Source organism: Streptomyces sp. YJ-C3 (genome assembly GCF_053891275.1).
In genome coordinates, this window is record NZ_CM132685.1 from 7,917,449 (window position 1) to 7,943,263 (window position 25,815).

The following is a 25,815-nucleotide window of genomic DNA, read 5'->3' on the forward strand; positions in this document are numbered from 1 at the left end:
GCGACGCCTGCCACGCATTTTCTGGGTGATGTAGGAGGCTTATGTGTCATACGAGGCGTACGTGACGTGCGACGCGAATCAGGAGTTCCACAGGACATGAGCAGCGACGAGCCGCCCCAGCCTGCGCAGCCCGAGCCCACGCCCGAGCCATCGCAACAGCCGGCGCCGACCGGGCCGGGCACGAAGAAGGCCAAGGCCAAGCGCCCCAAGCGCAAGGGCTGGCGCCGCCTGATCCCGACCTGGCGGATGCTCCTCGGCACCGTCATCGGCTTCGTCCTGCTCTGCGTCGGCCTGTTCGCGCTCGGCTACGCCCTGGTGGACATCCCGCCCGCCAACTCGGCCGCGACCGCGCAGTCCAACGTGTACCTGTACGCCGACGGCACCCAGATCGCCCGCGACGGCGAGGTGAACCGGGAGAACGTACGGCTCGCGCAGATCTCCAGGACGACGCAGCACGCCGTGCTCGCCGCCGAGGACCGGGACTTCTACAGCGAGTCCGCGATCGACCCGAAGGCGATGCTGCGCGCGGCCTGGAACACGGTCACCGGCAAGGGCAAGCAGTCCGGCTCCACGATCACCCAGCAGTACGTGAAGAACTACTACCTGGGGCAGGAGCAGACGGTCTCCCGGAAGGTGAAGGAGTTCTTCATCTCCATCAAGCTCGACCGGGAGGCGACCAAGGACGAGATCCTGGAGGGCTACCTCAACACCAGCTACTTCGGGCGCAACGCGTACGGCATCCAGGCCGCCGCCCAGGCGTACTACGGTGTCGACGTCGAGGACCTGACGGCCGCTCAGAGCGCCTATCTGGCGGCGCTGTTGAATGCCCCCAGCGCGTACGACGTGATCGCGCACCCGGAGAACAAGGCGAAGGCCGTGGCCCGCTGGAACTACGTCCTGGACGGCATGGTCAAGGAGAAGTGGCTCTCCGCCGCCGACCGCGCCACGATGACGTTCCCGGTGCCGGACGAGGCGAAGGGGCCCGCCGGGATGTCCGGGCAGCGCGGCTACATCGTGCAGGCGGTGAAGGACTTCATCACCGACAACGAGATCCTCGACGAGGACACCCTCGCCACCGGCGGCTACCGCATCACCACCACCCTGCAGAAGAAGAAGCAGGACGCCTTCGTGGACGCCGTCGACGACCAGCTGATGTCGCAGATCGACAAGGACGCCCGCAAGGCCGACCGCAACGTCCGCGCGGGCGGCGCCGCCATCGACCCGGCCACCGGCAAGGTCCTCGCGATGTACGGCGGCATCGACTACACGAAGCAGTACGTCAACAACGCCACCCGCCGCGACTACCAGGTCGGCTCCACCTTCAAGCCCTTCGTGTTCACGTCCGCCGTGGAGAACGGCTCGACCACGCAGGACGGGCGCGTCATCACCCCCAACACCGTCTACGACGGCACCGACGAGCGCCCCGTGCAGGGCTGGGACGGCGGCTACTACGCCCCCGAGAACGAGGACAACGTCTCCTACGGCCCCATCACCGTGCGCACCGCCACCGACAAGTCCGTGAACGCGGTGTACGCCCAGATGGCCGTCGACGTCGGCCCGGGCGAGGTCAAGCGGACCGCGGTCGACCTGGGTCTGCCGCAGAACACCCCCGACCTGACCGCGACCCCCTCCATCGCGCTGGGCCCGGCCACCGCCAGCGTCCTCGACATGACCGAGGCGTACGCGACGCTCGCCAACCACGGCAAGCACGGCAGGTACACCCTCCTCGCCTCCATCAGCAAGGACGGCACGGACCTCGAGCTGCCCGAGCAGGACACCCGGCAGGCCGTCAGCCGCGAGTCCGCCGACACCACCACCTCGATCCTGCAGTCCGTCGTCGAGGGCGGCACCGGTACCGCCGCCCAGGCCGCGGGCCGCCCCGCCGCCGGCAAGACCGGCACCGCGGAGGAGGACACGGCGGCCTGGTTCGCGGGCTACACCCCCGACCTCGCCACCGTCGTCTCGGTGATGGGCCAGGACCCGGACACCGGCGCCCACAAGTCGCTGTACGGCGCGGCCGGCCTGCCGCGGATCAACGGCGGCGGGTTCCCGGCCCAGATCTGGGCCCAGTTCACCAGGAAGGCCCTGGCCGGCACCGAGGCCACCGACTTCGACCTCGAGCTGGAGGACGGCGCCGAGGAGGTGCCGATCCCGTCGGAGCCGCCCGCGACCACCGGCGCCACGTCCGCCTCCCCCGACGACCCGGGCACCGACACCGGCGGCACTCCCACGGACGGCGGTCCCACGGACGGCGGCACCGACACCGGCGGCACCGACGAGGGCCAGGACCAGGGGCAGACGCAGGGCACCACGGACGGCGGGACGACGACCGACGGAGGCACCACGGACGGCGGCACCACCACAGACGGCGGTACGGACACCGGAGGGACCGATACGGGCGGCACGGGTGGCACGGGCGGCACGGACACCGGCGGAACGGACACGGGCGGCCCGCTCAGTGGCCTGACGTCGCCTTCAAACCGACGATCGCCACAAGCAGCAGGCCGATGAAGAAGATCCGCGCGGCCGTCGCCGGCTCCCCCAGCACCAGCATGCCGACGATGGCCGCACCCGCGGCCCCGATGCCCACCCACACGCCGTACGCGGTACCGATGGGCAGCGACTTGGCGGCGTAGGACAGCAGCATCATGCTGGCGACGATCCCCGCGCCGGTGAACACGCTCGGCCACAGCCGGGTGAAACCGTCCGTGTACTTCATGCCGATCGACCAGGCGACCTCGAGAAGTCCGGCGATCACGATCAGGATCCAGGCCATGACTGGCACCTCCGTCAGTGGTTCTCAACAGGGGTGCGTCGTCTTTGCGGATCCCGGTACGGCGCGTCTCGTCGGGGTCCCCCAAAGATAGCAAAGGGCAGACAAAAGGGGCTGGTGACAACGGTCACCAGCCCCGCACGGGCCCCTGGGGCCACGTCCTACAAGTACAGGCCCGTCGAGTCCTCCGAGCCCTCGAACCGGTCGGCGGCCACCGCGTGCAGGTCCCGCTCGCGCATCAGCACGTACGCGACCCCGCGCACCTCGACCTCCGCCCGGTCCTCCGGGTCGTACAGGACCCGGTCGCCCGGTTCCACGGTCCGCACGTTCTGCCCGACCGCGACGACCGCGGCCCAGGCCAGGCGCCGGCCGACCGCCGCCGTCGCGGGGATCAGGATGCCGCCGCCACTGCGCCGCTCGCCCTCCGACGTGTCCTGCCGCACCAGCACGCGGTCGTGCAGCATGCGGATGGGCAACTTGTCGTCGTGGGTGCTGTGTCTGTCGAGATTGCCGCTCACGCCGACGAACCTACCTGTCCCTCGCGCGGATGTACGCCGCCGGGTCAGCCCTTGCGCCGGCGCGAGGCCACCGTGAGGAGCCCGACGACACCGACCACGAGGAGCGCGGCCGGCACGATCCGCTCCAGACGCGGCGCGCCCTCCTCGGACACGAACTGGCCCTTCGCCTCGGAGACGAGCCGATTCGCACCGACGTACGCCCGACCGAGGGTGTGGTCGACGTTCGACACGAACTTGGCCTTGGCGTCGCCGACGATCGTCTTCGGGTGCACCCGCACCCCGATCTCGTCGAGCGTCTCGGCCAGGGTCTCGCGGCGGCGCTTGATGTCCGCCTCGATCTGCGCCGGCGTCCGCGTATCCGGCGTATCCGACGTGCTGGACGTGTCCGACACCGCACTGCCTCCGTGGTCGCTACGAATCTGCTTGCTGGTCCTGCGTTACGGCTAGGGGACAGTCTGTCAGCTCGGCGCCGCACTCACCCCACGGCACCCCTATTACGCTCGTCCGGAGTCACCCCACCCGCGAGGAGATGCGAGCGACATGAGCGAGCGACTGCAGCCCGGCGACACCGCCCCCGCCTTCACCCTGCCCGACGCCGACGGCAACGAGGTCTCCCTCGCCGACCACAAGGGCCGCAAGACGATCGTCTACTTCTACCCCGCGGCGCTTACCCCGGGCTGCACCAAGCAGGCCTGCGACTTCACCGACAACCTCGAGCTGCTGGCCGGCGCCGGCTACGACGTCATCGGCGTCTCCCCCGACAAGCCGGAGAAGCTCGCCACGTTCCGCGAGAAGGAGAACCTCAAGGTCACGCTGGTCGGCGACCCGGAGAAGAAGGTCCTGGAGGCGTACGGCGCCTTCGGCGAGAAGAAGCTGTACGGCAAGGTCGTCACCGGTGTCATCCGCTCCACGGTCGTCGTGGACGAGGACGGCAAGGTCGAGCGGGCCCTGTACAACGTCAAGGCCACCGGCCACGTGGCGAAGATCATCAAGGACCTGGGCATCTGACGGATCCCGGGCCGCCGGGCCGCGTACCCATGTTGTGACGAAAGTCCCCTCCGACGGGGACTTTCGTTTGCAACCGCCACCATCGAGCAAGTGATCCCCTTGGAAGCGTTGTATGTCCAGAGAAGGGATCGCCATGTCCACCGACACCGAGGAAGGGCCCCTGTCGCCCGACCCGGAGGCGGTCAAGCGTCACCGGGCGCTGTTCCGTGCCGTCAGACGGCGCAAGAATCCGCCCCTGCGCCGCACCGACATCACCGTCACCGACGACACGGCGGTCAAGCGGGCGGTGAAGGCGGCCTCGCTCGGCAACGCCATGGAGTGGTTCGACTTCGGCATCTACTCCTACCTCGCGGTGACGATCGGCCACGTCTTCTTCCCGTCCGGGAACGACACGGTCCAGCTGATCTCGTCGTTCGCGACCTTCGCGGTGTCGTTCCTCGTCCGGCCGATCGGCGGCATGGTCTTCGGCCCGATGGGTGACAAGATCGGCCGCAAGAAGGTCCTGGCGATGACCATGATCCTGATGGCGGTCGGCACGTTCGCCATCGGCCTGATCCCGTCGTACGCCTCGATCGGCTTCTGGGCGCCGGTCCTGCTCATCGTCTTCCGGCTGATCCAGGGCTTCTCCACGGGCGGCGAGTACGGCGGCGCGTCCACCTTCATCGCCGAGTACGCGCCCGACAAGCGACGCGGCTACTTCGGCAGCTTCCTGGAGTTCGGCACGCTCGCCGGGTACGTCGGCGCGGCGGGCCTCGTCACGATCCTGACGACCACGCTCGGCAGCGACGGCATGGAGTCCTGGGGCTGGCGCGTCCCGTTCCTCGTCGCGGGCCCGATCGGCCTGGTCGGCCTCTACCTGCGGCTGAAGCTCGACGAGACCCCGGCCTTCCAGAAGCTCGAGGACGAGTCCGCCCACAAGGCCTCCGACGCCGCTTCCTCGGTCGAGACGACCGCCAAGGGCGACCTGCTCCGGATCTTCCGCGACTACTGGCCGACGCTGATCCTCTGCATCTGCCTGGTCGGCGCGTACAACATCACGGACTACATGCTCCTGTCGTACATGCCGACGTACCTGTCGGACGAGATGGGCTACTCCGAGACCCACGGCCTGCTGATCCTCATCGCCACGATGGTGATCCTGATGTGCGTCATCAACCAGGTCGGCAAGCTCTCCGACCGCTTCGGCCGCAAGCCGCTCCTGATGGCGGGCATGCTCGGCTTCTTCGTCCTCTCCATCCCCTCCTTCCTCCTGGTCAAGAACGGCGCCCTGTGGGCCGTCTCGATCGGCATGCTGATGCTGGGCCTGTCCCTGGTCTGCCTGCTCGGCACCATGTCGGCCGCGCTCCCGGCGCTCTTCCCGACCCAGGTCCGCTACGGCTCCCTCTCGGTCGGCTACAACCTCTCCGCCTCGATCTTCGGCGGCACGACCCCGCTGGTGATCACGGCGCTGATCTCCCTGACCGGGACCGACATGATGCCCGCGTACTACGCGATGGCCGCGGCCCTCGTCGGCGTCATCGCGGTGGCCTGCATGAAGGAGACGGCCCAGAAGCCCCTTGCGGGTTCCCCGCCCTCGGTGGAGACGGAAGAGGAAGCGGCGGACCTGGTCGAATCCCAGGCCCCGACCCCGAAGTTCTGACCTGCTCCGCTTCCCGTGGCCGGGCCGCCCCGCATACCGTGCGGGGCGGCCCGGCTTCTGCCCCAACTGTCCGGCTCCGGCCTGAACTTGGCGGCGGGCCAACGGCGCGCTCCCGAGCCGGGCGGCGCCCCCGTACACTGACGGCGGGACATGCACCGGGAAGGTGGAATGTCCGCTTTAATGCGGTCGTGGTGGAATTGGCAGTCACGTCGGGTTTAGGTCCCGGTGGGAGAAATCCCGTGAGGGTTCGAGTCCCTCCGACCGCACACGCAGAAGGGCGCTCCCGCACCGGGAGCGCCCTTCGTCGTACGAGGCCGGGTCTCAGCCCAGCAGCTCCCGCACCACCGGCACCAGCGCCCGGAACGCCTTCCCCCGGTGGGAGATCGCGTTCTTCTCGTCGGCGGTGAGCTCCGCGCATGTGCGGGTCTCGCCGTCCGGCTGGAGGATCGGGTCGTAGCCGAAGCCGCCCGCGCCCGCCGGGGTGTGCCGCAGGACGCCGCGCAGCTGGCCCTCGACGACGCGCTCGGTGCCGTCGGGCAGGGCGAGGGCGGCCGCGCAGGCGAAGTGGGCACCCCGGTGCTCGGCGGAGTCGATGTCGCCGAGCTGGGCGAGGAGGAGGTCGAGGTTGGCCTGGTCGTCGCCGTGGCGGCCGGCCCAGCGCGCGGAGAAGATGCCGGGGGCGCCGCCGAGGACGTCGACACAGAGGCCGGAGTCGTCGGCGACGGCGGGCAGGCCGGTGGCCTGGGCGAGGGCGTGGGCCTTGAGCAGGGCGTTCTCGGCGAAGGTGACGCCGGTCTCGCGGACGTCCGGGATCTCGGGGTACGCGTCGGCGCCGACCAGCTCGTGGGGCAGGCCGGCGTCGGCGAGGATGGCGCGGAGTTCGACGATCTTGCCGTTGTTGCGGGTGGCGAGGATGAGGCGGGTCATGCCTCCAGTATTCACGCCGCCGCGGGTCCGTTACGGCGTGCAGACCTTCGTCAGTTCGCCCGCCGCGTCCGTGACGGGGGTGACGTCGGGGGTCTCGTCGCCGTTCCTGATGGCCGTACGGACGTTGTCCACCGCCTTGTTGAGGTCGCCGACGGCCTTCGACACATCGGCGTTGTCGGTCTTGTCGCCGATCTTGTCGAGGTTCTTGTCGATGGAGGCGAGCGCCTCGTCGGCCTGGCCCGGGTCGTTCGACGCGTTCTCGACGGCCTGCTGGAGGTCGGTGACGCTGTCGGCGATGGAGTCGGCGGTCTGGACACAGTCGAGGGCCTTGTCGACGGCGGAGCAGCCGACGGCGGCCGGGACCGCGATCAGTGCCGCGGCGGCGACGGTTATGGCGATTCGACGGTGGCGGCGCGCGGCCATGGAACGGTCCTCCCCTGAAGTACGGACGGATGGACGGCGGTTGATGTCGCGTGCCGTCCACCCGTACGTAGTGACGCAGTCGGTGGCTGTGCGGTTGCCACCCTACTTGGGGAGTTCTTTACCTAGGCAAGGTCTTTTCCGAGGGCGCCCTCAAGGGCCTTGCGCTGGGCGGCGGCGAGTTCGTCGCAGCCCGAGACGGCGAGGTCGAGCAGGGAGTTGAGCTCGTCGCGGGCGAACGGCTCGGCCTCGGCGGTGCCCTGGACCTCGACGAAGCGGCCGTCGCCGGTGCAGACGACGTTCATGTCGGTGTCGGCGCGGACGTCCTCCTCGTAGCAGAGGTCGAGGAGCGGTACGCCGCCGACGATGCCGACGGAGACGGCGGAGACCGTGCCGGTGAGGGGCTGGCGGCCGGCCTTGATCAGCTTCTTGCCCTGGCCCCAGGCGACGGCGTCGGCGAGGGCGACGTAGGCGCCGGTGATGGCGGCGGTGCGGGTGCCGCCGTCGGCCTGGAGGACGTCGCAGTCGAGGACGATGGTGTTCTCGCCGAGGGCCTTGTAGTCGATGACGGCGCGCAGCGAGCGGCCGATGAGGCGGCTGATCTCGTGGGTGCGGCCGCCGATCTTGCCGCGGACGGACTCGCGGTCGCCGCGGGTGTTGGTGGCGCGGGGCAGCATCGAGTACTCCCCGGTCACCCAGCCCTCGCCGCTGCCCTTGCGCCAGCGGGGGACGCCTTCGGTGAAGGAGGCGGTGCAGAAGACCTTGGTGTCGCCGAAGGAGACGAGGACGGAGCCTTCTGCGTGCTTGCTCCAGCCGCGTTCGATGGTGATCGGGCGGAGCTGTTCGGGGGTGCGGCCGTCGATGCGAGACATGGGGAGGAGCCTAGCGGCAGGGGCGCGGGGCGAAGGTCCCGCGGGGCGGGCCCGCGCCGTACTCCGCGCCGCGCGGGCCCGGACTCCGAGGTCCCGCACGGCCCAGGCGGAACCCGCTCGTCCCTTCAACAGCCCTTGAGTGATCCACGAGCGCGCGGCGGTACAAAAACGGTGTTGCTCCCGGTCGAGGAGAAGCACCCGATGACAGGCGTGAACGTCCCGCCGAGTCACCGCGTTCGCCCGACAGCGCCAGCCCCGCCCCGCAGGACAGACCGCTGCAGAACCTCACCCGAGAACGGAAGTCCCATGGCCGTTGACCAAGTACTGACCGGCTCCGCGTCGGACGGAGAAGGCAGTCTGGGTGCCCGGGCCGCTGAAGCCGCCGAGCCGACGCGTGCCCCGATCTCCCGGCTGCCGTCCCTGACCGGCCTGCGGTTCCTCGCCGCGCTGGCCGTGTTCGCCGCCCACGCCTTCATACCGATCCCGTCGCTGCGGCTGCTGGCCGACGACCGTACCGAGTTCCGGTTGTTCCACTGGTTCGACCAGGCCGGCGGGCCCGCCGTGTCGTTCTTCTTCGTGCTCAGCGGGTTCGTACTGACCTGGTCGGCGCGGGACAACGACACCACGACGGGGTTCTGGCGGCGGAGATTCGTCAAGATCTACCCGACCTACGTGGTCGCCTGGGTGCTCGCGATGGTGCTCTTCGCCGGCGACGCCACCTCCACCCGGATCGCCGTCGCCAACCTCTTCATGGTCCAGGTGTGGGTGCCCGAGTACTACACCAACTTCAGCGTGGACCCGCCGAGTTGGTCGCTGGGCGTGGAGGCGCTCTTCTACCTGAGCTTCCCGCTGCTGCTGGCCGTCCTCCGGCGCATCGAGCCCCGGCACCTGAAGTACTGGATCATCGGGGCGATCGCCGCGGTGTGGGCCACCCCGGTGGTGGCGTACACGGCGTTCCCGAAGGCCCCGCTGGTTCCCAGCGGCCAGGACCTCGCCGCCACCGCGTACTGGTTCAACTATGTGCTGCCGCCGGTCCGCGTGGTCGACTTCGCCCTCGGCATCCTGGTCGCGCTCGCGGTCAAGCACGGGCGCTGGCGCAACATCGGCATGATCCCGTCGTTCGTGCTGCTGGCCGGCGGGTACTGGCTCACCTTCCACATGCCCGCCTTCTACGGGCAGCGCGCCACCATGATCATCCCGATCGTGCTGCTGATCGCGGCCGCGGCGACCGCGGACATCGAGGGCCGCTTCACCCTGTTCCGCAACCGCACGATGGTCTGGCTGGGCGAGATCTCCTTCGCCTTCTACCTGCTGCACTACATCGTACTGGCCCGGCTCCGCAAGGAGCTCGGCACGGAGCTGTACTCCACCACGGAGGGCATCGCCCTCCTGGCCGGCGCGGCCGTCGCCGCGGTGGCGCTGTCCTGGCTGCTCCACCGGCTGGTCGAGCTTCCGCTCGTGCGCCGGTTCGGCCGCTCGCGGCCCGCGGCACGTGAGAAGACGGTCGCCTGACCGAGCGCGCGGGCCCTTCCGGGACGCGAACGGCCGCCGCTGCCCGTACATCGGGGAGCGGCGGCCGTTCGCGTGCGGCCCGTCAGTGACGGTTGCTCACATCATGTCTTCGATGTCGGCGGCGATCGGGTCGGCGTCGGTGCCGATGACGACCTGGATGGCGGTGCCCATCTTGACGACACCGTGGGCGCCGGCGGCCTTCAGCGCGGCCTCGTCGACCAGGCCGGCGTCCTTGACCTCGGTGCGCAGCCGGGTGATGCAGCCCTCGACCTCTTCGATGTTGTCGATGCCGCCGAGCCCGGCAACGATCTTCTCAGCCTTCGTGGCCATTTCGTTCTCCCTGTTGTTCCCTGGCCCGCCGTGAGCCGTTTTGTCACGGTAACCCACGGTTGGCCCATCTTCACGAGCGGTAGCACCACACGTGACGAAAGATGACGAGCACGTGGACCGACCCGTCCCGCGACTGGTCTACACCAGTTTCCAACGACCGCCAAACGTGGCTTGTTCCGGGAGGACGCCCATGAGCGCGAACGCCGCCGCCGCACCCCGACCGAGCCCCTGGAACAACTTCTTCCAGGGGCTCCAGAAGATGGGGCGCAGCCTGCAGCTGCCGATCGCCGTGCTCCCCGCGGCGGGCATCGTCAACCGCCTCGGGCAGCCCGACGTCTTCGGCGACGACGGCCTCGGCTGGACCAATGTGGCCAAGGTCTTCGCGGGCGCGGGCGGCGCCCTGCTCGACGCCGACCTCGGACTGCCGCTGCTGTTCTGCATCGGTGTCGCGATCGGCATGGCCAAGAAGGCGGACGGTTCGACCGCGCTCGCCGCGGTGGCCGGCTTCCTCGTCTACCGAGGCGTGCTGCGGCAGTTCCCGATCGACTGCGCCGACGGGGCGAAGGCGGTGGCGACGGGCTGTCAGGCGGCGGACAACACCGTCTCCGCGTTCCAGTTCCAGAACCCGGGCGTGTTCGGCGGCATCATCATGGGCCTGCTGGCGTCGTTCTTCTGGGTCCGCTTCCACCGGACGAAGCTGGTCTCGTGGCTCGGCTTCTTCAACGGCCGCCGCCTCGTCCCGATCATCATGGCCTTCGTCGGCATCCTCTTCGCGGTCATCTGCCTGTGGATCTGGCCGCCGATCGGTGACGGCCTGGAGAGCTTCTCCAACTGGCTGGAGGGCCTGGGCGCCGTCGGATCGGGCATCTTCGGCGTCGCCAACCGCGCGCTGCTGGTGATCGGGCTGCACCAGTTCCTGAACGTGCCGCTGTGGTTCCAGTTCGGCTCGTACACGAAGCCCGACGGCACGACCGTGCACGGCGACATCAACATGTTCCTCAGCGGTGACCCCAGCGCGGGCATCTACCAGTCGGGCTTCTTCCCGATCATGATGTTCGCCCTCCCCGCGGCCTGTCTGGCGATGGTGCACTGCGCCCGGCCCGATCGCCGCAAGGCCGTCGGCGGCATGATGCTCTCGCTGGCCCTGACCTCGTTCGTCACCGGCATCACCGAGCCGATCGAGTACTCCTTCGTCTTCATCGCCCCCGCCCTGTACGCGGTGCACGCGGTGCTGACCGGTGTCTCGATGGCCGTGACCTGGGCACTCGGCGTCAAGGACGGCTTCAGCTTCTCCGCGGGCCTGATCGACTACCTGATCAACTGGAACCTGGCGACGAAACCCTGGCTGATCATCCCGATCGGCCTGTGCTTCGCGGTCGTGTACTACGCGGTCTTCCGGTTCGCGATCACCAAGTTCGACCTGAAGACCCCGGGCCGCGAGCCCGAGGAAGAGGTCGAGGACGTCACCAAGGCCTAGCCTTCCGCCCCTGCCCGAAGGGCCCCCGGACCTCTGGTCCGGGGGCCCTTCGTCACGTATGAGCTCAAGCGGACGCATATGTTCCACACCACAGAAATCGTGGGTTCCTTATCTCAGCTTCACCGTGCTACAACAGGTCTACACCACTGAGTGGTGTAGACCATGTGGCCGTCGGCCACGGTCCCCCTCGAGACGCCGCCGTCCCACAATGACCCCTTGGCGGCGCCTGCCCACCTGGAGGAAGTTGTGTCCACGGCTAGCGCCGCACCCGCGGCCGACAAGAAGAAGAAGGGCGCCGGCGCGATGGCTGTCATGCAGCGCATCGGCCGCAGCCTCATGCTGCCGGTCGCCGTGCTGCCCGCCGCCGCGCTGCTGGTCCGGTTCGGCCAGGCCGACATGCTCGGCAGGGAGTCGTTCCCGACCTTCATCAACAAGCTCGCCGGCTACATGGCCGCCGGCGGTGGCGCGCTGCTCGACAACATGCCGCTGCTGTTCTGCGTCGGCATCGCGATCGGCTTCGCCAAGAAGTCGGACGGCTCCACCGCGCTCGCCGCGGTCACCGGCTACCTGGTCTTCCAGAAGGTGCTCGCCACCTTCACGGACAGCAACCTCCCGAAGGTCGCGAGCGTCGCCGACGGCAAGATCGTCATGAACGAGGCCCCGGTCAACGCCGGTGTCCTCGGCGGTGTCGTGATGGGCATAGTCGTCGCCCTGCTCTACCAGAAGTTCTACCGGACCAAGCTGCCCGACTGGGCGGGCTTCTTCGGCGGCCGCCGGCTCGTCCCGATCCTCTCCGCGTTCGCGGGTCTCGTGGTCGGCATCGTCTTCGGCCTGATCTGGCCGGTGCTCGGCACGGGTCTGCACAACTTCAGTGAGTGGCTGGTCGGTTCGGGCGCCGTCGGCGCCGGCATCTTCGGTGTCGCCAACCGTGCGCTGATCCCGATCGGCATGCACCACCTGCTGAACTCCTTCCCCTGGTTCCAGGCCGGTACCTACAACGACGGCGGCGTCGACTACCACGGCGACATCGCCCGCTTCCTGCACGGCGACCCGACCGCGGGTCAGTTCATGACCGGCTTCTTCCCGATCATGATGTTCGCCCTTCCGGCGGCCTGCCTCGCGATCACGCACTGCGCCCGCCCCGAGCGCCGCAAGGTCGTCGGCGGCATGATGTTCTCCCTCGCGGCCACCGCGTTCGTCACCGGTGTGACCGAGCCGATCGAGTTCACCTTCATGTTCATCGCCCCGGTCCTGTACGCGATCCACGCGGTCCTCACCGGTGTCTCCATGGCCCTGACGTGGGGCCTGGGCATGAAGGACGGCTTCGGCTTCTCGGCCGGCGCGGTCGACTACTTCCTGAACCTGGGCATCGCCTCCAAGCCGTGGCTGCTGGCCCTGGTCGGCCTGTGCTTCGCGGCCGTCTACTACGTGGTCTTCCGCTTCGCGATCATCAAGTTCAACCTGCCGACGCCGGGCCGTGAGTCCGACGAGGAGCTGGCCGAACTGCAGAAGGCCGAGGCCAAGTAGCCTCTGCCGGGTACGACGAAGCCCCGCCGACCATGTGTCGGCGGGGCTTCGTCGTACCCGGGAAACGATCAGATCTCGTACGTCGCCCCGGCCACCGCCAGCTCCACCGGCCCGTCGTACACCGCACGCGCGTCCGCCAGGTTCACCTGCGGGTCCGTCCACGGCGGGATGTGCGTCAGGACCAGCTTGCGGGCGGCGGCGCGCTGGGCCGAGTCGCCCGCCTCGCGGCCGTTGAGGTGCAGGGCCGGGATGTTCTCCTTGCCGTGCGTGAACGCGGCCTCGCACAGGAACAGGTCGCTGTCCGCGGCCAGTTCGTCGAGCGCGGCGCAGGGGCCCGTGTCACCCGAGTACGTCAGGGAGCGGCCGCCGTGCTCGATGCGGATCGCGTACGACTCGACCGGGTGGCAGACCTTCTCCATGCGTACGGAGAAGGGCCCGATGTCGTACGAGCCCGGCTTCACGGTGTGGAAGTCGAAGACCTCGCTGAAGGCGGACGCCGAGGGGGTGTCGGCGTGCGCCGTGGTCAGCCGCTGCTCGGTGCCCTCGGGTCCGTAGACCGGGATGGGGTCGCAACGGCCGCCCTCATGGCGGTAGTAGCGCACGACGAAGTACGCGCACATGTCGATGCAGTGGTCCGCGTGCAGATGACTGAGGAAGATCGCGTCGAGGTCGTAGAGACCACAGTGGCGCTGCAGCTCGCCCAGGGCGCCATTGCCCATGTCGAGAAGCAGCCGGAAGCCGTCGGCCTCGACGAGGTAGCTCGAACAGGCCGAATCCGCGGACGGGAACGACCCCGAGCAGCCGACGACGGTGAGCTTCATAAGAGCCGGAACCTCCGCGCTGGCGGTCGGGAAGCGGTAAGGAGCGGGACTGAGGGGTCCGTCGAGCGTAAGGCGCAAAACGGTGGGTCGCTCCTCCGTCGTGGGCCGTTGTGGGCGAACTCACCTGCGCTGTCACCGGTTCGGGGGGCGCTCGCCCGGTGCGGCACCCCGTGCGCCCCACCGGTACCGTCATGCCTATGGACACGTCCTGGTGGCTCGCGCTCGCGGCCGTCGTGCTGCTCGCGCTGGTGGCGACCCTGGTCGACGGATGGGGCCGGGGCACCCGGCGCCGCCGCCCGCGGACCGGCTCAGGCCCGGTGGCCGGCGGGCCGCGGCCCGGGGAGATCTGGTGGGCGCGGGTGCCCTACGAGGACGGGCCGGGCGCCAAGGACAGACCGTGCCTGGTGCTGGCGGTGCGGGGCGGTGTGGCGCGCGTCGCGAAGATCACCAGCCGGTACCACGACGAGCGGCCCGGGGTGATCGCGCTGCCGCCGGGCGCGGTGAGCGATGCGCAGGGGCGGGCCAGCTATCTGGAGACGGACGAGCTGCGCGAGGTGCCGGTGCCGGACTTCCGGCGGCGGGCCGGGGTCGTCGACCCGGCGCTGTGGGATCAGGTGCGGCACCTGGGCGCGTGATAGCCCCTCCGGCGATCGAGGAGCGGGTCCGGGGGCCAGGCCCCGGGTCCTCGGCCGCGGAGGGGCCGGACCGTGCGGGTCACGCCCACAACTGGCCGTGCAGGACCTCGATGGCCTCTTCGGTCGTCGCCGCCGTGTACACGCCCGTCGACAGGTACTTCCAGCCGCCGTCCGCGACGACGAAGACGATGTCCGCCGGCTCCCCCGCCTTGACGGCCTTCTTGCCGACGCCGATCGCGGCGTGCAGCGCGGCGCCGGTGGAGACGCCCGCGAAGATGCCCTCCTGCTGGAGGAGTTCACGGGTGCGGGTCACCGCGTCGGCCGAGCCGACCGAGAAGCGGGTGGTGAGGACGGAGGCGTCGTAGAGCTCGGGGACGAAGCCCTCGTCGAGGTTGCGCAGGCCGTAGACCAGGTCGTCATAGCGCGGCTCGGCCGCGACGATCTTGATGTCGGGCTTCTGCTCGCGCAGGTAGCGGCCGACGCCCATGAGCGTGCCGGTGGTGCCGAGGCCCGCCACGAAGTGGGTGACCGAGGGGAGGTCCGCCAGGATCTCCGGGCCGGTCGTGGCGTAGTGCGCGCCCGCGTTGTCCGGGTTGCCGTACTGGTAGAGCATCACCCAGTCCGGGTGCTGTTCGGCCAGTTCCTTCGCCATCCGCACGGCCGTGTTGGAGCCGCCCGCGGCGGGCGAGGGGATGATCTCGGCGCCCCACATGGCGAGCAGGTCGCGCCGCTCCTGCGAGGTGTTCTCCGGCATGACGCAGACGATGCGGTAGCCCTTGAGGCGGGCGGCCATCGCCAGCGAGATGCCGGTGTTGCCCGAGGTGGGTTCGAGAATGGTGCAGCCGGGGCTCAGCCGGCCGTCCTTCTCGGCCTGTTCGATCATGTGGAGCGCGGGGCGGTCCTTGACCGAGCCGGTCGGGTTGCGGTCTTCCAGCTTCGCCCAGATCCGTACGTCGTCGGAAGGGCTCAGCCGCGGCAGGCGCACCAGAGGGGTGTTGCCCACCGCGGCCAGCGGACTGTCGTAACGCATACGTCGCTACGTCCGGCTCAGCGCATGCCGCCGGCCACGGCCGGCAGGATCGTGACGTTGTCGCCGTCGGAGAGCTTGGTCTCGATGCCGTCGAGGAAGCGGACGTCCTCGTCGTTCAGGTAGACGTTCACGAAGCGGCGCAGCTGGCCCCCGTCCACGATGCGGGCGGCGATGCCCGCGTGCCGGGTGTCCAGGTCGGTGAACAGCTCGGCGAGGGTGTCCCCGCTGCCCTGCACGGCCTTCTCGCCGTCGGTGTAGGTGCGGAGGATGGTCGGGATGCGGACCTCGATGGCCATGCTGGTGCTCCTGTCAGGAGTCGGAAGTCGTGTGGGCGAGCGCGCGGCGGTGCGAGCGATCTGGATGGTTCGTGGTGCGTGGGGCCGCGGCCCGGGGCCGTACGGCGGTGCGGCTCAGCGCGGACAGATGGCGCTGGCGAGGCGGCACAGATCGACGTGCAGCCGCGCCACGAGCAGCATGCCCGGCGTCTTTTCGCTCACGTCGTGGGAAACCATGGGCTCATCGTATCGATTCCCGTCCGGGGTCCCGGAATGTGATCTCACCATGCGGTCGGAATCCGTCCGATATGCGAGACCGCCGGTGGGTCAGGCCGTGACCTGGACCTCTTCCTCGGTCACCTGGCCCTCGACGATGCGGAAGGACCGGAACTGGAAGGGGCCCGCCTCGTCGGTGTCGGCGGTGGAGACCAGGACGTAGTGGGCGCCCGGCTCGTTGGCGTAGGTGATGTCGGTGCGGGACGGGTACGCCTCGGTCGCGGTGTGGGAGTGGTAGATGATCACCGGCTCCTCGTCGCGGTCGTCCATCTCGCGGTAGAGCTTGAGCAGGTCGCCGGAGTCGAACTCGTAGAAGGTGGGCGAGCGGGCGGCGTTCAGCATCGGGACGAAGCGCTCGGGGCGGCCCTCGCCGACCGGGCCGGCGACCACGCCGCAGGCCTCGTCGGGGTGGTCGGCGCGGGCGTGGTCCACGATCTGGTCGTACAGGGCCTGGGTAATCGTCAGCATGCGGCCAGGATAAGCAGGTGGGCCGCCGCGTACCGGAGTCCGGTACGCGGCGGCCCACCTGGTGAGATGCCCAACGGGTGCGGAGGCTACGAACGCTTGGCGAACGCGGCGCCCTGCGGGTTGCGCTTGCGCAGGACGAAGTACGAGACGCCGAGGATGACGCCCCACACCGGGGCCGCGTACAGCGAGATGCGCGCGTCCTTGTCGATGCCCATGAGGACGATCACCAGGGCGATGAAGGCGAGCGAGAGGATGCTGGCCCAGATGCCGCCCGGCGCGCGGAACTCGGACTTGGGGAGCTCGCCGCGGTCGGACTTGAGGCGGTAGCGGACCTGGCAGATCAGGATGACGATCCAGGCCCACATGCCGGAGATGGTGGCGAAGGAGACGACGTAGTTGAACGCCTCGCCGGGCCACTGGTAGTTGATCCAGACGCCGACCATCATCAGCGCGGCGGAGACCGTCGTGCCGATCAGCGGCAGGCCGTTCTTCGTCAGCTTGGTGAAGGCCTTCGGGCCCTGGCCGTTGAGCGCGAGGTCGCGCAGCATGCGGCCGGTGGAGTACATGCCCGAGTTGCAGGACGACAGGGCGGCGGTGAGGACCACGAAGTTCACGATGCCCGCGCCCGCGGCCAGGCCCATCTTCTCGAAGGCGGCGACGAAGGGGCTGACGCCCGGCTGGAAGTTCGTCCACGGCACGACCGAGAGGATCATGATCAGGGCGCCGACGTAGAAGACGGCGATGCGCCACGGCACGGTGTTGATGGCCTTGGGCAGGACGGTCTTCGGGTCCTTGGACTCGCCCGCGGTGACGCCGACCAGCTCGACCGCGAGGAACGCGAACATGACCATCTGCAGGGTCATGAGGGTGTTGCCGATGCCGTGCGGGAAGAAGCCGCCGTCGGCCCACAGGTGCGTGACGGAGGCGGTGTCGCCGGCGTCGGAGAAGCCGAGGGTCAGGATGCCGGCGCAGATCAGGATCATGCCGACGATGGCGGTGACCTTGACCATGGAGAACCAGAACTCCAGCTCACCGAAGAGCTTCACGGAGATCAGGTTGGCGCCGTACAGGATGATCGTGAAGACGAGGGCGGACACCCATTGCGGGATGTCCCACCAGTACGTCATGTAGGTGGCGGCCGCGGTCACCTCGGTCATGCCGGTGATGACCCAGAAGAGCCAGTACGTCCAGCCGGTGACGAAGCCCGCGAAGGGGCCGATGAACTCGCGCGCGTACTCCGAGAACGAGCCGGAGACGGGGCGGTACATGAGGAGCTCGCCGAGCGCCCGCATGATGAAGAAGATGACCAGACCCGCGATGGCGTACGCGAGGATCAGGCTGGGGCCCGCCTTGGAGATGCCCTTGCCCGCGCCGAGGAAGAGGCCGGTGCCGATGGCGCCGCCGATGGCGATCATCTGGATCTGCCGGGCGCCGAGTCCCCGCTTGTAGCCTTCGCCGCCCTCGGCGGCGTCGCTCACGGCCTCATTGCCGGCGTTGTGCTTGTCGACCTGCACTGAGGTCATGATGGTGCGCCTTTCTCCATGCCGATCCGTGCCATTCGCGGCTCGGATCGACTGTGACGATCCTTCGGGGTGGGGCCCTGGGATGGATGGAGCTGTGCCTACCGGCGGTCGGCCGGTAAGGGCGCCCCCGGCGGACAGGGGTGGCGTCCGTCGGGCGGTCGTGAAGATTTATCACGGCGTTCACGGTGCCCGACCGAGGCGCGTGTGACACAGGTCACTGGAAAAAGGGGACAAACAGCACCCGCGACCGCATTGAGGGTCGGGCCGGTGATGCGATCGTTATGCGGATTTGAGCGTCCGTTGAGCGAACGCGCTTCCATGCGGCGCCCCGCCTTGTCCGGACACGTCAGGGCATAAGGGTTTCGACCAGAGTCTCCTGGAGGCCGCCCAGCCACAGGTACGCCATCACCATCGGCTTGCGCGGGTCCTCGTCCGGGAGCCGGTAGAGGAGGTCGGTGTCCTCCTCGTCGGTGATGTCCAGACGGGTGCCGATGGCCAGGCGCAGGTCGTTGAGGGCCCGCATCCACTGGACCGACTCGTCCGGGGCGAGCTTCAGGACCGCGCCGCCGTCGCCGACCGGGCTGAGCGCGTCCAGCGTGCGGACCACCACGAGGGCGTCCTCGCGCTTGCCGGCCCGCAGGTCGTTCTCGGTGAAGCGGCGGAACTCCGAGGAGTGCGCGCGCAGTTCGGCCTCGTCCTCGTCCGCCGGGCCGCCCGGACCGCCGTACGCGTCCGGGAGCAGGCGGCGCAGCACGGCGTCGGTGGGCGGCTCGCTGGGGCCCTCCGCGAAGAGCTCGGCGAGCGGGTCGTCGGAGATCTCGCCGCCGGGCCCGGGCCCGATCAGCTCCAGGAGCTGCACGGCGAGCGAGCGGATGATGGAGATCTCGACATCGTCGAGGGCGACGGCCGCACCGCCGCCGGGGATCGGTTCGAAGTGCCCGGGCATCAGAGCGCTGTACCCCTCATTACTTCCGATCCTGTTGCAACGTGGCCCACAGGCCGTAGCCGTGCATGGCCTGGACGTCCCGCTCCATCTCCTCGCGGCTGCCGGAGGAGACGACCGCGCGCCCCTTCTGATGGACGTCCATCATCAGTTTGGTGGCCTTGTCCTTGGAGTACCCGAAGTAGGTCTGGAAGACATACGTCACGTAGCTCATCAGGTTGACGGGGTCATTGTGGACGAGCGTGATCCAGGGGACGTCCGGCTCGGGGACCGCGGAGAGATCCTCCGTCGTCTCGGGGCTTTCGATCTCAAGGGGTGCTGGAGCCGTCACACGGCCCATGCTGCCACCACGAGGCGTCAACCGCACAAACGAGCCGCTCGCGCGGGCCTTGCCGCACACCTGCTCCACGATCGGACGCAGAAATCGTCACACTGACGCTAATTGGGGGTAGCATTCCTCTCATGAACACAGCGGACCTTGGCCTGCCGGTGGACGTTCCGTCGACAGCGCTCTTCACCGATCACTACGAGCTGACGATGCTGCAGGCCGCCCTCCACGGAGGTACGGCCGACCGGCGCTCGGTCTTCGAGGTCTTCACCCGGCGCCTGCCGGAGGGCCGCCGCTACGGGGTCGTCGCGGGCACCGGGCGCGTCCTGGACGCCGTGGAGAACTTCCGCTTCGACGCGGGCGTGCTCGGCTTCCTGCGGGAGCGGAACGTCGTCGACGAGCCGACGCTCCAGTGGCTCGCGGACTACCGTTTCTCCGGCGACATCTGGGGCTACCCCGAGGGCGAGGTCTACTTCCCCGGCTCCCCGATCCTGCGCGTCGAGGGCTCCTTCGCCGAGTGCGTGCTCCTGGAGACGGTGATCCTCTCCATCCTCAACCACGACTCGGCCATCGCCGCGGCCGCCTCCCGGATGGCCTCGGCCGCCGGGGACCGGCCGCTGATCGAGATGGGCGCGCGCCGCACGCACGAGCTGGCCGCGGTCGCCGCCTCGCGGGCCGCGTACGTGGGCGGTTTCGCCACGACGTCGGACCTGGCGGCCGGGTTCCGGTACGGCATCCCGACCGTGGGCACGTCCGCGCACGCCTTCACGCTGCTGCACGACTCCGAGCGGGACGCCTTCCGTGCCCAGGTCGACTCCCTCGGCGAGGGGACGACGCTGCTCGTGGACACGTACGACGTGCAGGAGGCGGTCCGCACGGCCGTCGAGATCGCGGGGCCGAAGCTCGGGGCCGTCCGGATCGACTCCGGCGACCTGCTGCTCGTCGCGCACCGGGTGCGTCAGCAGCTCGACGAGCTGGGCGCGAAGGACACCAAGATCGTGGTCACCTCCGACCTCGACGAGTACGCCATCGCCTCGCTCGCGGCCGCGCCCGTGGACGCGTACGGCGTCGGTACGCAGCTGGTGACGGGCTCGGGGCACCCGACCTGCTCCATGGTCTACAAGCTGGTCGCGCGGGCCGAGTCCGCCGACCCGAAGGCGCCGCTGGTGCCGGTCGCCAAGAAGTCGGCGGGCGGCAAGACGTCCATCGGGGGGCGCAAGTGGGCCGCGCGCCGTCTCGACCGGGACGGCGCCGCGGAGGCCGAGGTCGTGGGCACCGGAGCCGTGCCGGCGGAGCTCGCCGACCGGCAGCTGCTGGTCGAGCTGGTCAAGGGCGGTGAGGTGGTCTCCCGCGAGCCGCTGGACGCGGTGCGCGAGCGGCACATCGCGGCGCGCGACGGGCTCCCGCTGTCGGCGACGCAGCTCTCCCGGGGCGAGGCCGTGATCCCGACCGAGTACGTGTGAGCCGTGCGGGAGCGAGTGCACCAATTGCCCTCTCCCGCAATGCACTTGAAGCTTCTACGCTCGTAGTCTCCAGCCGAAGACCTTTAAGGACACCGACCATGCGCCGCGCCCTGATCGTCGTAGACGTGCAGAACGACTTCTGCGAGGGCGGCAGCCTCGCGGTGGCGGGAGGTGCCGATGTCGCTGCCGCGATCACCGATCTCGTCGGGCAGACGGCGGGCGGCGGCTACCAGCACGTCGTCGCCACCCGCGACCACCACATCGCGCCCGGCAACCACTTCGCCGACTCCCCCGACTACGTCCACTCGTGGCCCGCGCACTGCGTCGCCGGGACCGAGGGCGTGGGGTTCCACCCGAACTTCGCGCCCGCCGTCGCCTCCGGCGCGATCGACGCCGTCTTCGACAAGGGGGCGTACTCGGCCGCGTACAGCGGGTTCGAGGGCGCCGACGAGAACGGGGTGTCCTTGGCGGACTGGCTGCGGGACCGGGAGATCTCCGAGGTCGATGTCGTCGGGATCGCCACGGACCACTGTGTGCGGGCCACTGCGCTGGACGCCGCGCGTGAGGGGTTCCGTACGCAGGTTCTTCTTGATCTCACCGCGGGAGTCGCCGCCGGTACGACCGAGTCCGCGCTGGAGGAGATGAAGGCGGCCGGGGTCGAGCTCACCGGTAAGCCGGTCGTGGCCTAGGTCGCGGGGCCCCGCTCCTCAAGCGCCGGAGGGGCTGGCTGCGCCGGGTCTCAGCAGCGCGCGTATCGGGTGCCACAGCTCGCCCGTCGTCGCGTCCGGGGCCTGGCGCCAGACCAGGCCGTCCGGATGGTGCAGGACGGCCGTGATCTCGTCCGGGGTCGGCGGGTGCGCGTTGCCCCGGAGGTAGACCGCGCGCAGGCCCAGATTGCGCAGGCGGGTCAGGGCGCGGGCCCGGTTCACGGCGTGCACCAGGACCCGGACCGCACCCTCGCCGGTACCCGGCGCGGGCAGCGTCAGAGCCACCACCACGCTGCCGCCCGGCAGCTTGCAGAACCCTCCTGCGGACATGACTGTCACACCCCCGTGAGACGTAGTGTCAATAAGGAACTCACAGGACGCACTCAAACACGATCGGCCGCGACCCGCCAGAGGGTCGCGGCCGATACGTTTCTGACCTGCGGTTTTACCGGCTACTTCGCCGAGGGGCCGACCTTCACCGTGATCGAGGAGCCGTCGAGGGGCTGGCCCACGACCGTGATCCGGGTGTTGGTGTCAGTTGTCTGGACACTGCCGGTCGGGTTCTCCTTGTACCAGTAGGTGCCCTTGTGGTCGTCGAAGACCGGGTTGCCGAGCTGCGCCGGGATCCTGGTCTCGACGCCGAGCTTGTGGAGCTTCATGCCGGGCACCGGGTACCAGCCGAAGGCGGCGTCGTACGGCGTGATCTTGTTCGTGATCAGCTTGCCGTCCGCCCACTTCAGCGGCTTCGCGTGCGCGTCGACCGGCAGGATCAGACCCTTGCCGGGGTGCTGGCCGACGTTGTTGTTGCGCTGCGAGGTGTCCCACTGCCAGATCATCAGGCCGGGCCGGTACTGGTAGTGCTCGACCCAGTCGTTCTTCGCGCCGCCGTCGCGCCAGCCGAAGTTGTACGGGCCGACCTTGAGGGTCTTGTCGTACGACACGTACTGGCGGTTCTCGGCGATGTAGAACTGCGGGAAGTCGCCGTTGATCGCGGCGCCGACGCGGGAGAAGCCGCGCGCGGTCCAGCCGTTGTCGTCACCCTCGGCGTTGTCGGTGAACACGGCCGAACCGTCCGCCTGCACCGAGAGGTTGTCGGCGGTGAAGCCCAGGCCGCCCGCGCCGCCGTCGGTCTTGTAGCGGAAGCGGATGTCGATCTTCTTGCCCGCGAACTCGTCGAGCGGGAAGACCAGGTGCTGGAACGTGGTGGAGTCACCGGTCAGGGCCGGCTTGTCGCCGCCGTCGCGCGGGATGGTGACGCCGTCGGCCGTGCCGTCGATCGACTTCCAGCTCGCGCCGCCGTCGGTGGAGACCTGCGTGTACAGGTAGTCGTAGTCCTTCTCGATGTTCCACCAGCCGTCGAGCTCCAGCGACGCCTTCGCCTTGCCGCTCAGGTCGACCGTGCGCGACAGGGTGTTGTCGAGGTCGTCGCCGTAGTCCGACCACCACTGCTTGGAGCCCTCGGCGGGCTTCACGATGTCGGTGGTGACGTTCTTCTTCGGCAGCTCGACGACCAGCGCCTGCTTCAGCTTGGTGTTGTACTCCGAAACACCAAGCTTGTGCGTCGAGTTGGTGGCCGCCTTCGCCTTGTCGTAGGTGAGCCAGCCCAGCTGCAGCTTGTCCCAGGCGGTCATGTCGCCCGGCATGTCGCCGATCGAGTCCTTGCCGGTGCCGAGCCAGGAGCCCGCCGACATCAGCGACCAGAAGCCGACCGAGTTCTCGCCCGCGTACGAGGTGTCGTACAGGTCGGGCAGGCCCAGGTCGTGGGCGTACTCGTGGGCGAAGACGCCGAGGCCGCCGTTCTCCGGCTGCATCGTGTAGTCGCCGACCCAGATGCCGGTGTCGCCGACCGGGGTGCCGCCCGCCTTGAAGCCCTCGGGGCCGGTGTCGCCGTCGTCGCGGCTGTAGACGTAACCGCGGTGCGCCCACAGGGAGTCGCCGCCCTGCGCGCCGCCGCCGGCCGACCCGTCCTCGCCCGCGTGGACGATCTGGAAGTGGTCGATGTAGCCGTCGGGCTCGTTGAAGTTGCCGTCGTTGTCGTGGTCCGTGCGGTCCCACTGGTCGTACTGTGCGAGGTCGGCCTTGATGTCGGCGTCCGACTTGCCGGCCGCCTTCTGCTGCTCGACCCACGCGGTGACGCCGTCACGGACCAGGTCCTCGACGTTCGGGCAGTTGTCGGCGCCGCAGTAGTTGGAGCCGTAACGGGCCTCGTTCCAGGGCACCTTCACCCAGTCCGAGACCTCGCCGTCCACCGAGTAGCGGCCCGAGGACGTCTTCTCGTAGTACGTCTTGAGGGAGTCGACTCCCTTGCCCGTACCGAAGTAGAGGTCCTTGTAGTGCTGGGAGTCGTAGTCCTTCTTCCAGGCCGTGCTGTTGTTCGTGGCGCGGTCCGGCTCGGCGATCTGGTTGTGCAGCGGGCCGGGCGTACCGCCGTACTTCGGCTTCAGCTCGTCGGTGTCGTCGTCCGCGCGGTCCACCAGGGTGGTGTTGTCGACCTTGTCGCCGAACTCGGTCAGGATCGTGAAGATCTTGTCCGTGCGCTCGCGGCCCAGCTCGACGTACTTGCCCTTGCCGAGGTCGACGACCCGGGAGCCGTGGCGCTCCTGGACCTTCGACGTGCCCTGCAGCACGTTCTGCAGGGCGGTCTGCCGCTGCTGCTCCTGCTGCTTGCTGAACGGGCCGTCCAGGACGTGGCCCTTGCCCCCGTACGTCTTCCCGTCGGCGGTCGTGCTCGTCGCGGCCGGAGTGTCGGCCTGGGCGGTCGTCGCCGCTATGGAACCGGTGGCCGCGGTGGCGGCCAGGGTCACGAGCACGGCGGCGGATCTCAACGCCCGTCTCTTGGTGGTCACTTGAGTGGTCCCCTCCTCCGTGGCGCACCCGCCACGTGTCACAAGTGACGCCATTTGACCGGAGGTAGAGGAGAAATAACAGTCCTTGACTGTGACGTTTCCGTTGCACTATGCAGGTGCGCCGGTCCGGAATCCGGACAAGCACGCCGATACTCAACAGCGCGTCGAGCCGTCCACTTGGCGGACGGGATGACTCCGTGCGCCCCCCATGCTCCGACACCGGGGGTTAGGTCATGCTTACCGGCCGTTCCGCTCGGGCACACGTCGGAATAGAGTCGGGCCGTTGGTGTGAACCAACCCGGCAGCCCGCTCGCGCTCCCCCGATGTCACGAGGACGGATACCGCCATGCCTCGCCCGACTGTCGCACAGCTCCTCTATGGTTCGGCCACCGTCGTCTTCTCCACCCTCGCCATGCTGCTGCTGTCCCAGACGAGTTCGGGTCCCGGGGTCGTCGTGATCGCCGTGTCGGCACTCGCCCTGGGGCTGCTCGTGGCCCTGTCCGTACCGGTACGCAGGCAGACGCCCGCGGCCGAGCGGGCCGAGGAGCGGGTGCCCGGGCAGCGCGTCGCGGCCCCGGAGCCCACCGGGTCCCGGAGCGTGCGGGAACGCGAACCGGCAGGCCCGTGAGGCACGGACCCGCCGGTTCGGTCGTACGTCGCCGCTGTCGCCGTGAGGCGCCCGGTCAGGCGCTGCTGACCACCACCGTCTTCGCGGCCTTGTCGTGCAGGCCCTGCTTGTAGGGCTTGTCGAAGAAGCTCCAGCCGCCGGAGATCGCCGTCCAGATGCAGGCGCAGCAGAACACGGCGGGGACCCAGAGCACCACGGCGCGGATCAGGTTGGTCTGCACACTGGGCGTCGCCCCGTTGTCGAGGTTGGCCAGGCGCAGCTTCATCAGCTTCTTGCCGAGCGTCTGGCCGGTCCGCGCCATCAGCACGGTGTCGTAGCCGATGTAGAGGACGGCCGCGAGCAGCGACTGGCCGAACTGCTTGCCGTACTCGATCTTGTCAGGGTCGGTCTCGTACTCGGAGATCCCGAACACCCACGACAGCAGGCCCGCCACGATCCCGACCAGGATCAGGTCGATGATGCGGGCCAGGACGCGCTTGCCGCTGTCGGCCAGCGGCGGCATCCCGGCCAGCGGGTCGGCGGCGCCGCCGTAGCCCCCGGACCCGTACGGGTCACCGCCGTAGGGAGGGGGCGTGCCGCCGCCGTACGGGGGCGGGGTGCCACCGCCCGGCGGGGGCGCCGAGCCGTAGGGGTTCTGCGCGGAGTCGTACGGGTTCTGGCCCGCGGAGCCCTGGGAGCCCTGCGGACTGTCGTACGGGGAGCCGCCGCCCGGCGTGGCCGGGGGCGGCTTGCGGAACGGGTCGTCGTCCGGCGGCTGGCCGGATCCGTTGGGCGGCGGTTCGGTACTCATGGCCCGAGTGGACCGCGAACACCGGCGGTACGCACCCGGCGGGCCGCCGTCCGGATGACCCAGGAGGGCCTGTCCGGCC

At 69.4% G+C, this 25,815-nt stretch carries 28 protein-coding genes, 1 tRNA gene and 1 riboswitch; of the genes, 11 read left to right on the top strand and 18 right to left on the bottom strand.

Annotated features, from left to right (window positions below; genetic code table 11):
* Positions 1-96: 96 nt before the first annotated feature.
* Positions 97-2,511 (top strand): transglycosylase domain-containing protein, encoded by a 2,415-nt coding sequence (locus ACVHNB_RS35720; protein ID WP_456226769.1) that lies wholly within the window; start codon positions 97-99, stop codon positions 2,509-2,511.
* Here ACVHNB_RS35720 and sugE read toward each other — a convergent pair.
* From sugE to ACVHNB_RS35735, 3 genes are all read right to left on the bottom strand, one after another.
* Entirely contained in the window at positions 2,456-2,776 is a 321-nt protein-coding gene (gene sugE, locus ACVHNB_RS35725) for a quaternary ammonium compound efflux SMR transporter SugE (protein WP_428954424.1), read from the bottom strand. The two genes, ACVHNB_RS35720 and sugE, sit on opposite strands and share 56 nt — an antisense overlap.
* Positions 2,777-2,808: 32 nt before the next feature.
* A riboswitch (guanidine-III (ykkC-III) riboswitch) is annotated at positions 2,809-2,879 on the bottom strand.
* A 55-nt stretch (positions 2,880-2,934) separates the two neighbouring features.
* The gene (locus ACVHNB_RS35730) at positions 2,935-3,237 is read right to left on the bottom strand and encodes a GroES family chaperonin (protein WP_428957650.1); all 303 of its coding nucleotides are present in this window, start codon (positions 3,235-3,237) and stop codon (positions 2,935-2,937) included.
* Positions 3,238-3,335: 98 nt separating this feature from the next.
* On the bottom strand, positions 3,336-3,683 hold the full coding sequence (locus tag ACVHNB_RS35735; protein ID WP_428954423.1) for a DUF3618 domain-containing protein: 348 nt from the start codon (positions 3,681-3,683) through the stop codon (positions 3,336-3,338).
* A 148-nt stretch (positions 3,684-3,831) separates the two neighbouring features.
* Between ACVHNB_RS35735 and bcp the strand changes: the two genes are divergently transcribed.
* The 3 genes from bcp to ACVHNB_RS35750 all read left to right on the top strand — a co-directional run bounded on the left by bcp (position 3,832) and on the right by ACVHNB_RS35750 (position 6,204).
* Complete coding sequence (gene bcp, locus ACVHNB_RS35740) at positions 3,832-4,299, top strand: thioredoxin-dependent thiol peroxidase (RefSeq protein WP_428954422.1); 468 nt, start codon at positions 3,832-3,834, stop codon at positions 4,297-4,299.
* A 133-nt stretch (positions 4,300-4,432) separates the two neighbouring features.
* A complete protein-coding gene (proP, locus tag ACVHNB_RS35745; protein WP_428954420.1) occupies positions 4,433-5,938 on the top strand; it encodes a glycine betaine/L-proline transporter ProP in 1,506 nt (501 codons plus the stop codon).
* A gap of 182 nt (positions 5,939-6,120) precedes the next feature.
* Positions 6,121-6,204, top strand: a tRNA-Leu gene (locus ACVHNB_RS35750).
* Positions 6,205-6,259: 55 nt separating this feature from the next.
* Here the strand turns inward: ACVHNB_RS35750 and rdgB are convergent.
* The 3 genes from rdgB to rph form a co-directional block, all read right to left on the bottom strand.
* Positions 6,260-6,865 (bottom strand): RdgB/HAM1 family non-canonical purine NTP pyrophosphatase, encoded by a 606-nt coding sequence (gene rdgB / locus ACVHNB_RS35755; protein ID WP_428954419.1) that lies wholly within the window; start codon positions 6,863-6,865, stop codon positions 6,260-6,262.
* A gap of 30 nt (positions 6,866-6,895) precedes the next feature.
* Positions 6,896-7,288, bottom strand: a complete 393-nt coding sequence (locus ACVHNB_RS35760) for a hypothetical protein (protein ID WP_428954418.1) — start codon at positions 7,286-7,288, stop codon at positions 6,896-6,898.
* Between the two features lie 122 nt (positions 7,289-7,410).
* Entirely contained in the window at positions 7,411-8,157 is a 747-nt protein-coding gene (rph, locus tag ACVHNB_RS35765) for a ribonuclease PH (protein ID WP_428954417.1), read from the bottom strand.
* A 306-nt stretch (positions 8,158-8,463) separates the two neighbouring features.
* On the opposite strand from rph, the gene ACVHNB_RS35770 reads away from it, so the two are divergent.
* A complete protein-coding gene (locus ACVHNB_RS35770) occupies positions 8,464-9,669 on the top strand; it encodes an acyltransferase family protein (protein ID WP_428954416.1) in 1,206 nt (401 codons plus the stop codon).
* Between the two features lie 96 nt (positions 9,670-9,765).
* On the opposite strand, the gene ACVHNB_RS35775 is transcribed toward ACVHNB_RS35770, so the two are convergent.
* On the bottom strand, positions 9,766-9,999 hold the full coding sequence (locus ACVHNB_RS35775; RefSeq protein WP_387217466.1) for a glucose PTS transporter subunit EIIB: 234 nt from the start codon (positions 9,997-9,999) through the stop codon (positions 9,766-9,768).
* 190 nt (positions 10,000-10,189) lie between these two features.
* Here ACVHNB_RS35775 and ACVHNB_RS35780 point away from each other — a divergent pair, with 190 nt between their 5' ends.
* Together ACVHNB_RS35780 and ACVHNB_RS35785 are read left to right on the top strand one after the other, a co-directional pair.
* Complete coding sequence (locus ACVHNB_RS35780; RefSeq protein ID WP_428954415.1) at positions 10,190-11,476, top strand: PTS transporter subunit EIIC; 1,287 nt, start codon at positions 10,190-10,192, stop codon at positions 11,474-11,476.
* Between the two features lie 246 nt (positions 11,477-11,722).
* Positions 11,723-13,003: a PTS transporter subunit EIIC gene (locus ACVHNB_RS35785; RefSeq protein ID WP_456226770.1), complete on the top strand. Its 1,281-nt coding sequence runs from the start codon at positions 11,723-11,725 to the stop codon at positions 13,001-13,003.
* 68 nt (positions 13,004-13,071) lie between these two features.
* Here the strand turns inward: ACVHNB_RS35785 and ACVHNB_RS35790 are convergent, their stop codons facing one another.
* Positions 13,072-13,824 carry an MBL fold metallo-hydrolase gene (locus tag ACVHNB_RS35790; protein ID WP_428954413.1) on the bottom strand — a complete coding sequence of 251 codons (753 nt, stop codon included), beginning with the start codon at positions 13,822-13,824 and terminating at the stop codon, positions 13,072-13,074.
* A gap of 197 nt (positions 13,825-14,021) precedes the next feature.
* On the opposite strand from ACVHNB_RS35790, the gene ACVHNB_RS35795 reads away from it, so the two are divergent.
* Positions 14,022-14,459: a type II toxin-antitoxin system PemK/MazF family toxin gene (locus tag ACVHNB_RS35795; protein WP_428954412.1), complete on the top strand. Its 438-nt coding sequence runs from the start codon at positions 14,022-14,024 to the stop codon at positions 14,457-14,459.
* A 79-nt stretch (positions 14,460-14,538) separates the two neighbouring features.
* Here the strand turns inward: ACVHNB_RS35795 and ACVHNB_RS35800 are convergent, their stop codons facing one another.
* The 7 genes from ACVHNB_RS35800 to clpS all read right to left on the bottom strand — a co-directional run bounded on the left by ACVHNB_RS35800 (position 14,539) and on the right by clpS (position 19,314).
* Entirely contained in the window at positions 14,539-15,489 is a 951-nt protein-coding gene (locus tag ACVHNB_RS35800; protein WP_456226771.1) for a PLP-dependent cysteine synthase family protein, read from the bottom strand.
* Between the two features lie 17 nt (positions 15,490-15,506).
* Complete coding sequence (locus ACVHNB_RS35805) at positions 15,507-15,785, bottom strand: MoaD/ThiS family protein (protein WP_428954410.1); 279 nt, start codon at positions 15,783-15,785, stop codon at positions 15,507-15,509.
* A 114-nt stretch (positions 15,786-15,899) separates the two neighbouring features.
* The gene (locus ACVHNB_RS35810; RefSeq protein WP_323179532.1) at positions 15,900-16,001 is read right to left on the bottom strand and encodes a putative leader peptide; all 102 of its coding nucleotides are present in this window, start codon (positions 15,999-16,001) and stop codon (positions 15,900-15,902) included.
* A gap of 90 nt (positions 16,002-16,091) precedes the next feature.
* On the bottom strand, positions 16,092-16,508 hold the full coding sequence (locus ACVHNB_RS35815; protein WP_428954409.1) for a Mov34/MPN/PAD-1 family protein: 417 nt from the start codon (positions 16,506-16,508) through the stop codon (positions 16,092-16,094).
* Between the two features lie 86 nt (positions 16,509-16,594).
* Entirely contained in the window at positions 16,595-18,031 is a 1,437-nt protein-coding gene (locus ACVHNB_RS35820) for an amino acid permease (RefSeq protein ID WP_428954408.1), read from the bottom strand.
* Positions 18,032-18,377: 346 nt separating this feature from the next.
* A complete protein-coding gene (locus ACVHNB_RS35825) occupies positions 18,378-18,977 on the bottom strand; it encodes a DUF2017 domain-containing protein (protein ID WP_428954407.1) in 600 nt (199 codons plus the stop codon).
* Positions 18,978-18,996: 19 nt separating this feature from the next.
* Entirely contained in the window at positions 18,997-19,314 is a 318-nt protein-coding gene (gene clpS, locus ACVHNB_RS35830) for an ATP-dependent Clp protease adapter ClpS (protein ID WP_428954406.1), read from the bottom strand.
* 122 nt (positions 19,315-19,436) lie between these two features.
* On the opposite strand from clpS, the gene ACVHNB_RS35835 reads away from it, so the two are divergent.
* Together ACVHNB_RS35835 and ACVHNB_RS35840 are read left to right on the top strand one after the other, a co-directional pair.
* Entirely contained in the window at positions 19,437-20,765 is a 1,329-nt protein-coding gene (locus tag ACVHNB_RS35835) for a nicotinate phosphoribosyltransferase (protein ID WP_428954405.1), read from the top strand.
* Positions 20,766-20,863: 98 nt separating this feature from the next.
* On the top strand, positions 20,864-21,454 hold the full coding sequence (locus ACVHNB_RS35840) for an isochorismatase family protein (RefSeq protein WP_456226772.1): 591 nt from the start codon (positions 20,864-20,866) through the stop codon (positions 21,452-21,454).
* 18 nt (positions 21,455-21,472) lie between these two features.
* Here the strand turns inward: ACVHNB_RS35840 and ACVHNB_RS35845 are convergent, their stop codons facing one another.
* Complete coding sequence (locus ACVHNB_RS35845; protein ID WP_428954403.1) at positions 21,473-21,802, bottom strand: hypothetical protein; 330 nt, start codon at positions 21,800-21,802, stop codon at positions 21,473-21,475.
* 122 nt (positions 21,803-21,924) lie between these two features.
* Positions 21,925-24,318, bottom strand: a complete 2,394-nt coding sequence (locus ACVHNB_RS35850) for an immune inhibitor A domain-containing protein (protein ID WP_428954402.1) — start codon at positions 24,316-24,318, stop codon at positions 21,925-21,927.
* Positions 24,319-24,664: 346 nt separating this feature from the next.
* On the opposite strand from ACVHNB_RS35850, the gene ACVHNB_RS35855 reads away from it, so the two are divergent.
* On the top strand, positions 24,665-24,946 hold the full coding sequence (locus ACVHNB_RS35855) for a hypothetical protein (RefSeq protein WP_456226773.1): 282 nt from the start codon (positions 24,665-24,667) through the stop codon (positions 24,944-24,946).
* A gap of 55 nt (positions 24,947-25,001) precedes the next feature.
* On the opposite strand, the gene ACVHNB_RS35860 is transcribed toward ACVHNB_RS35855, so the two are convergent.
* Positions 25,002-25,736, bottom strand: coding sequence for an RDD family protein (locus ACVHNB_RS35860; protein ID WP_428954400.1), 735 nt, complete (start codon positions 25,734-25,736; stop codon positions 25,002-25,004).
* Positions 25,737-25,815: the final 79 nt, after the last annotated feature.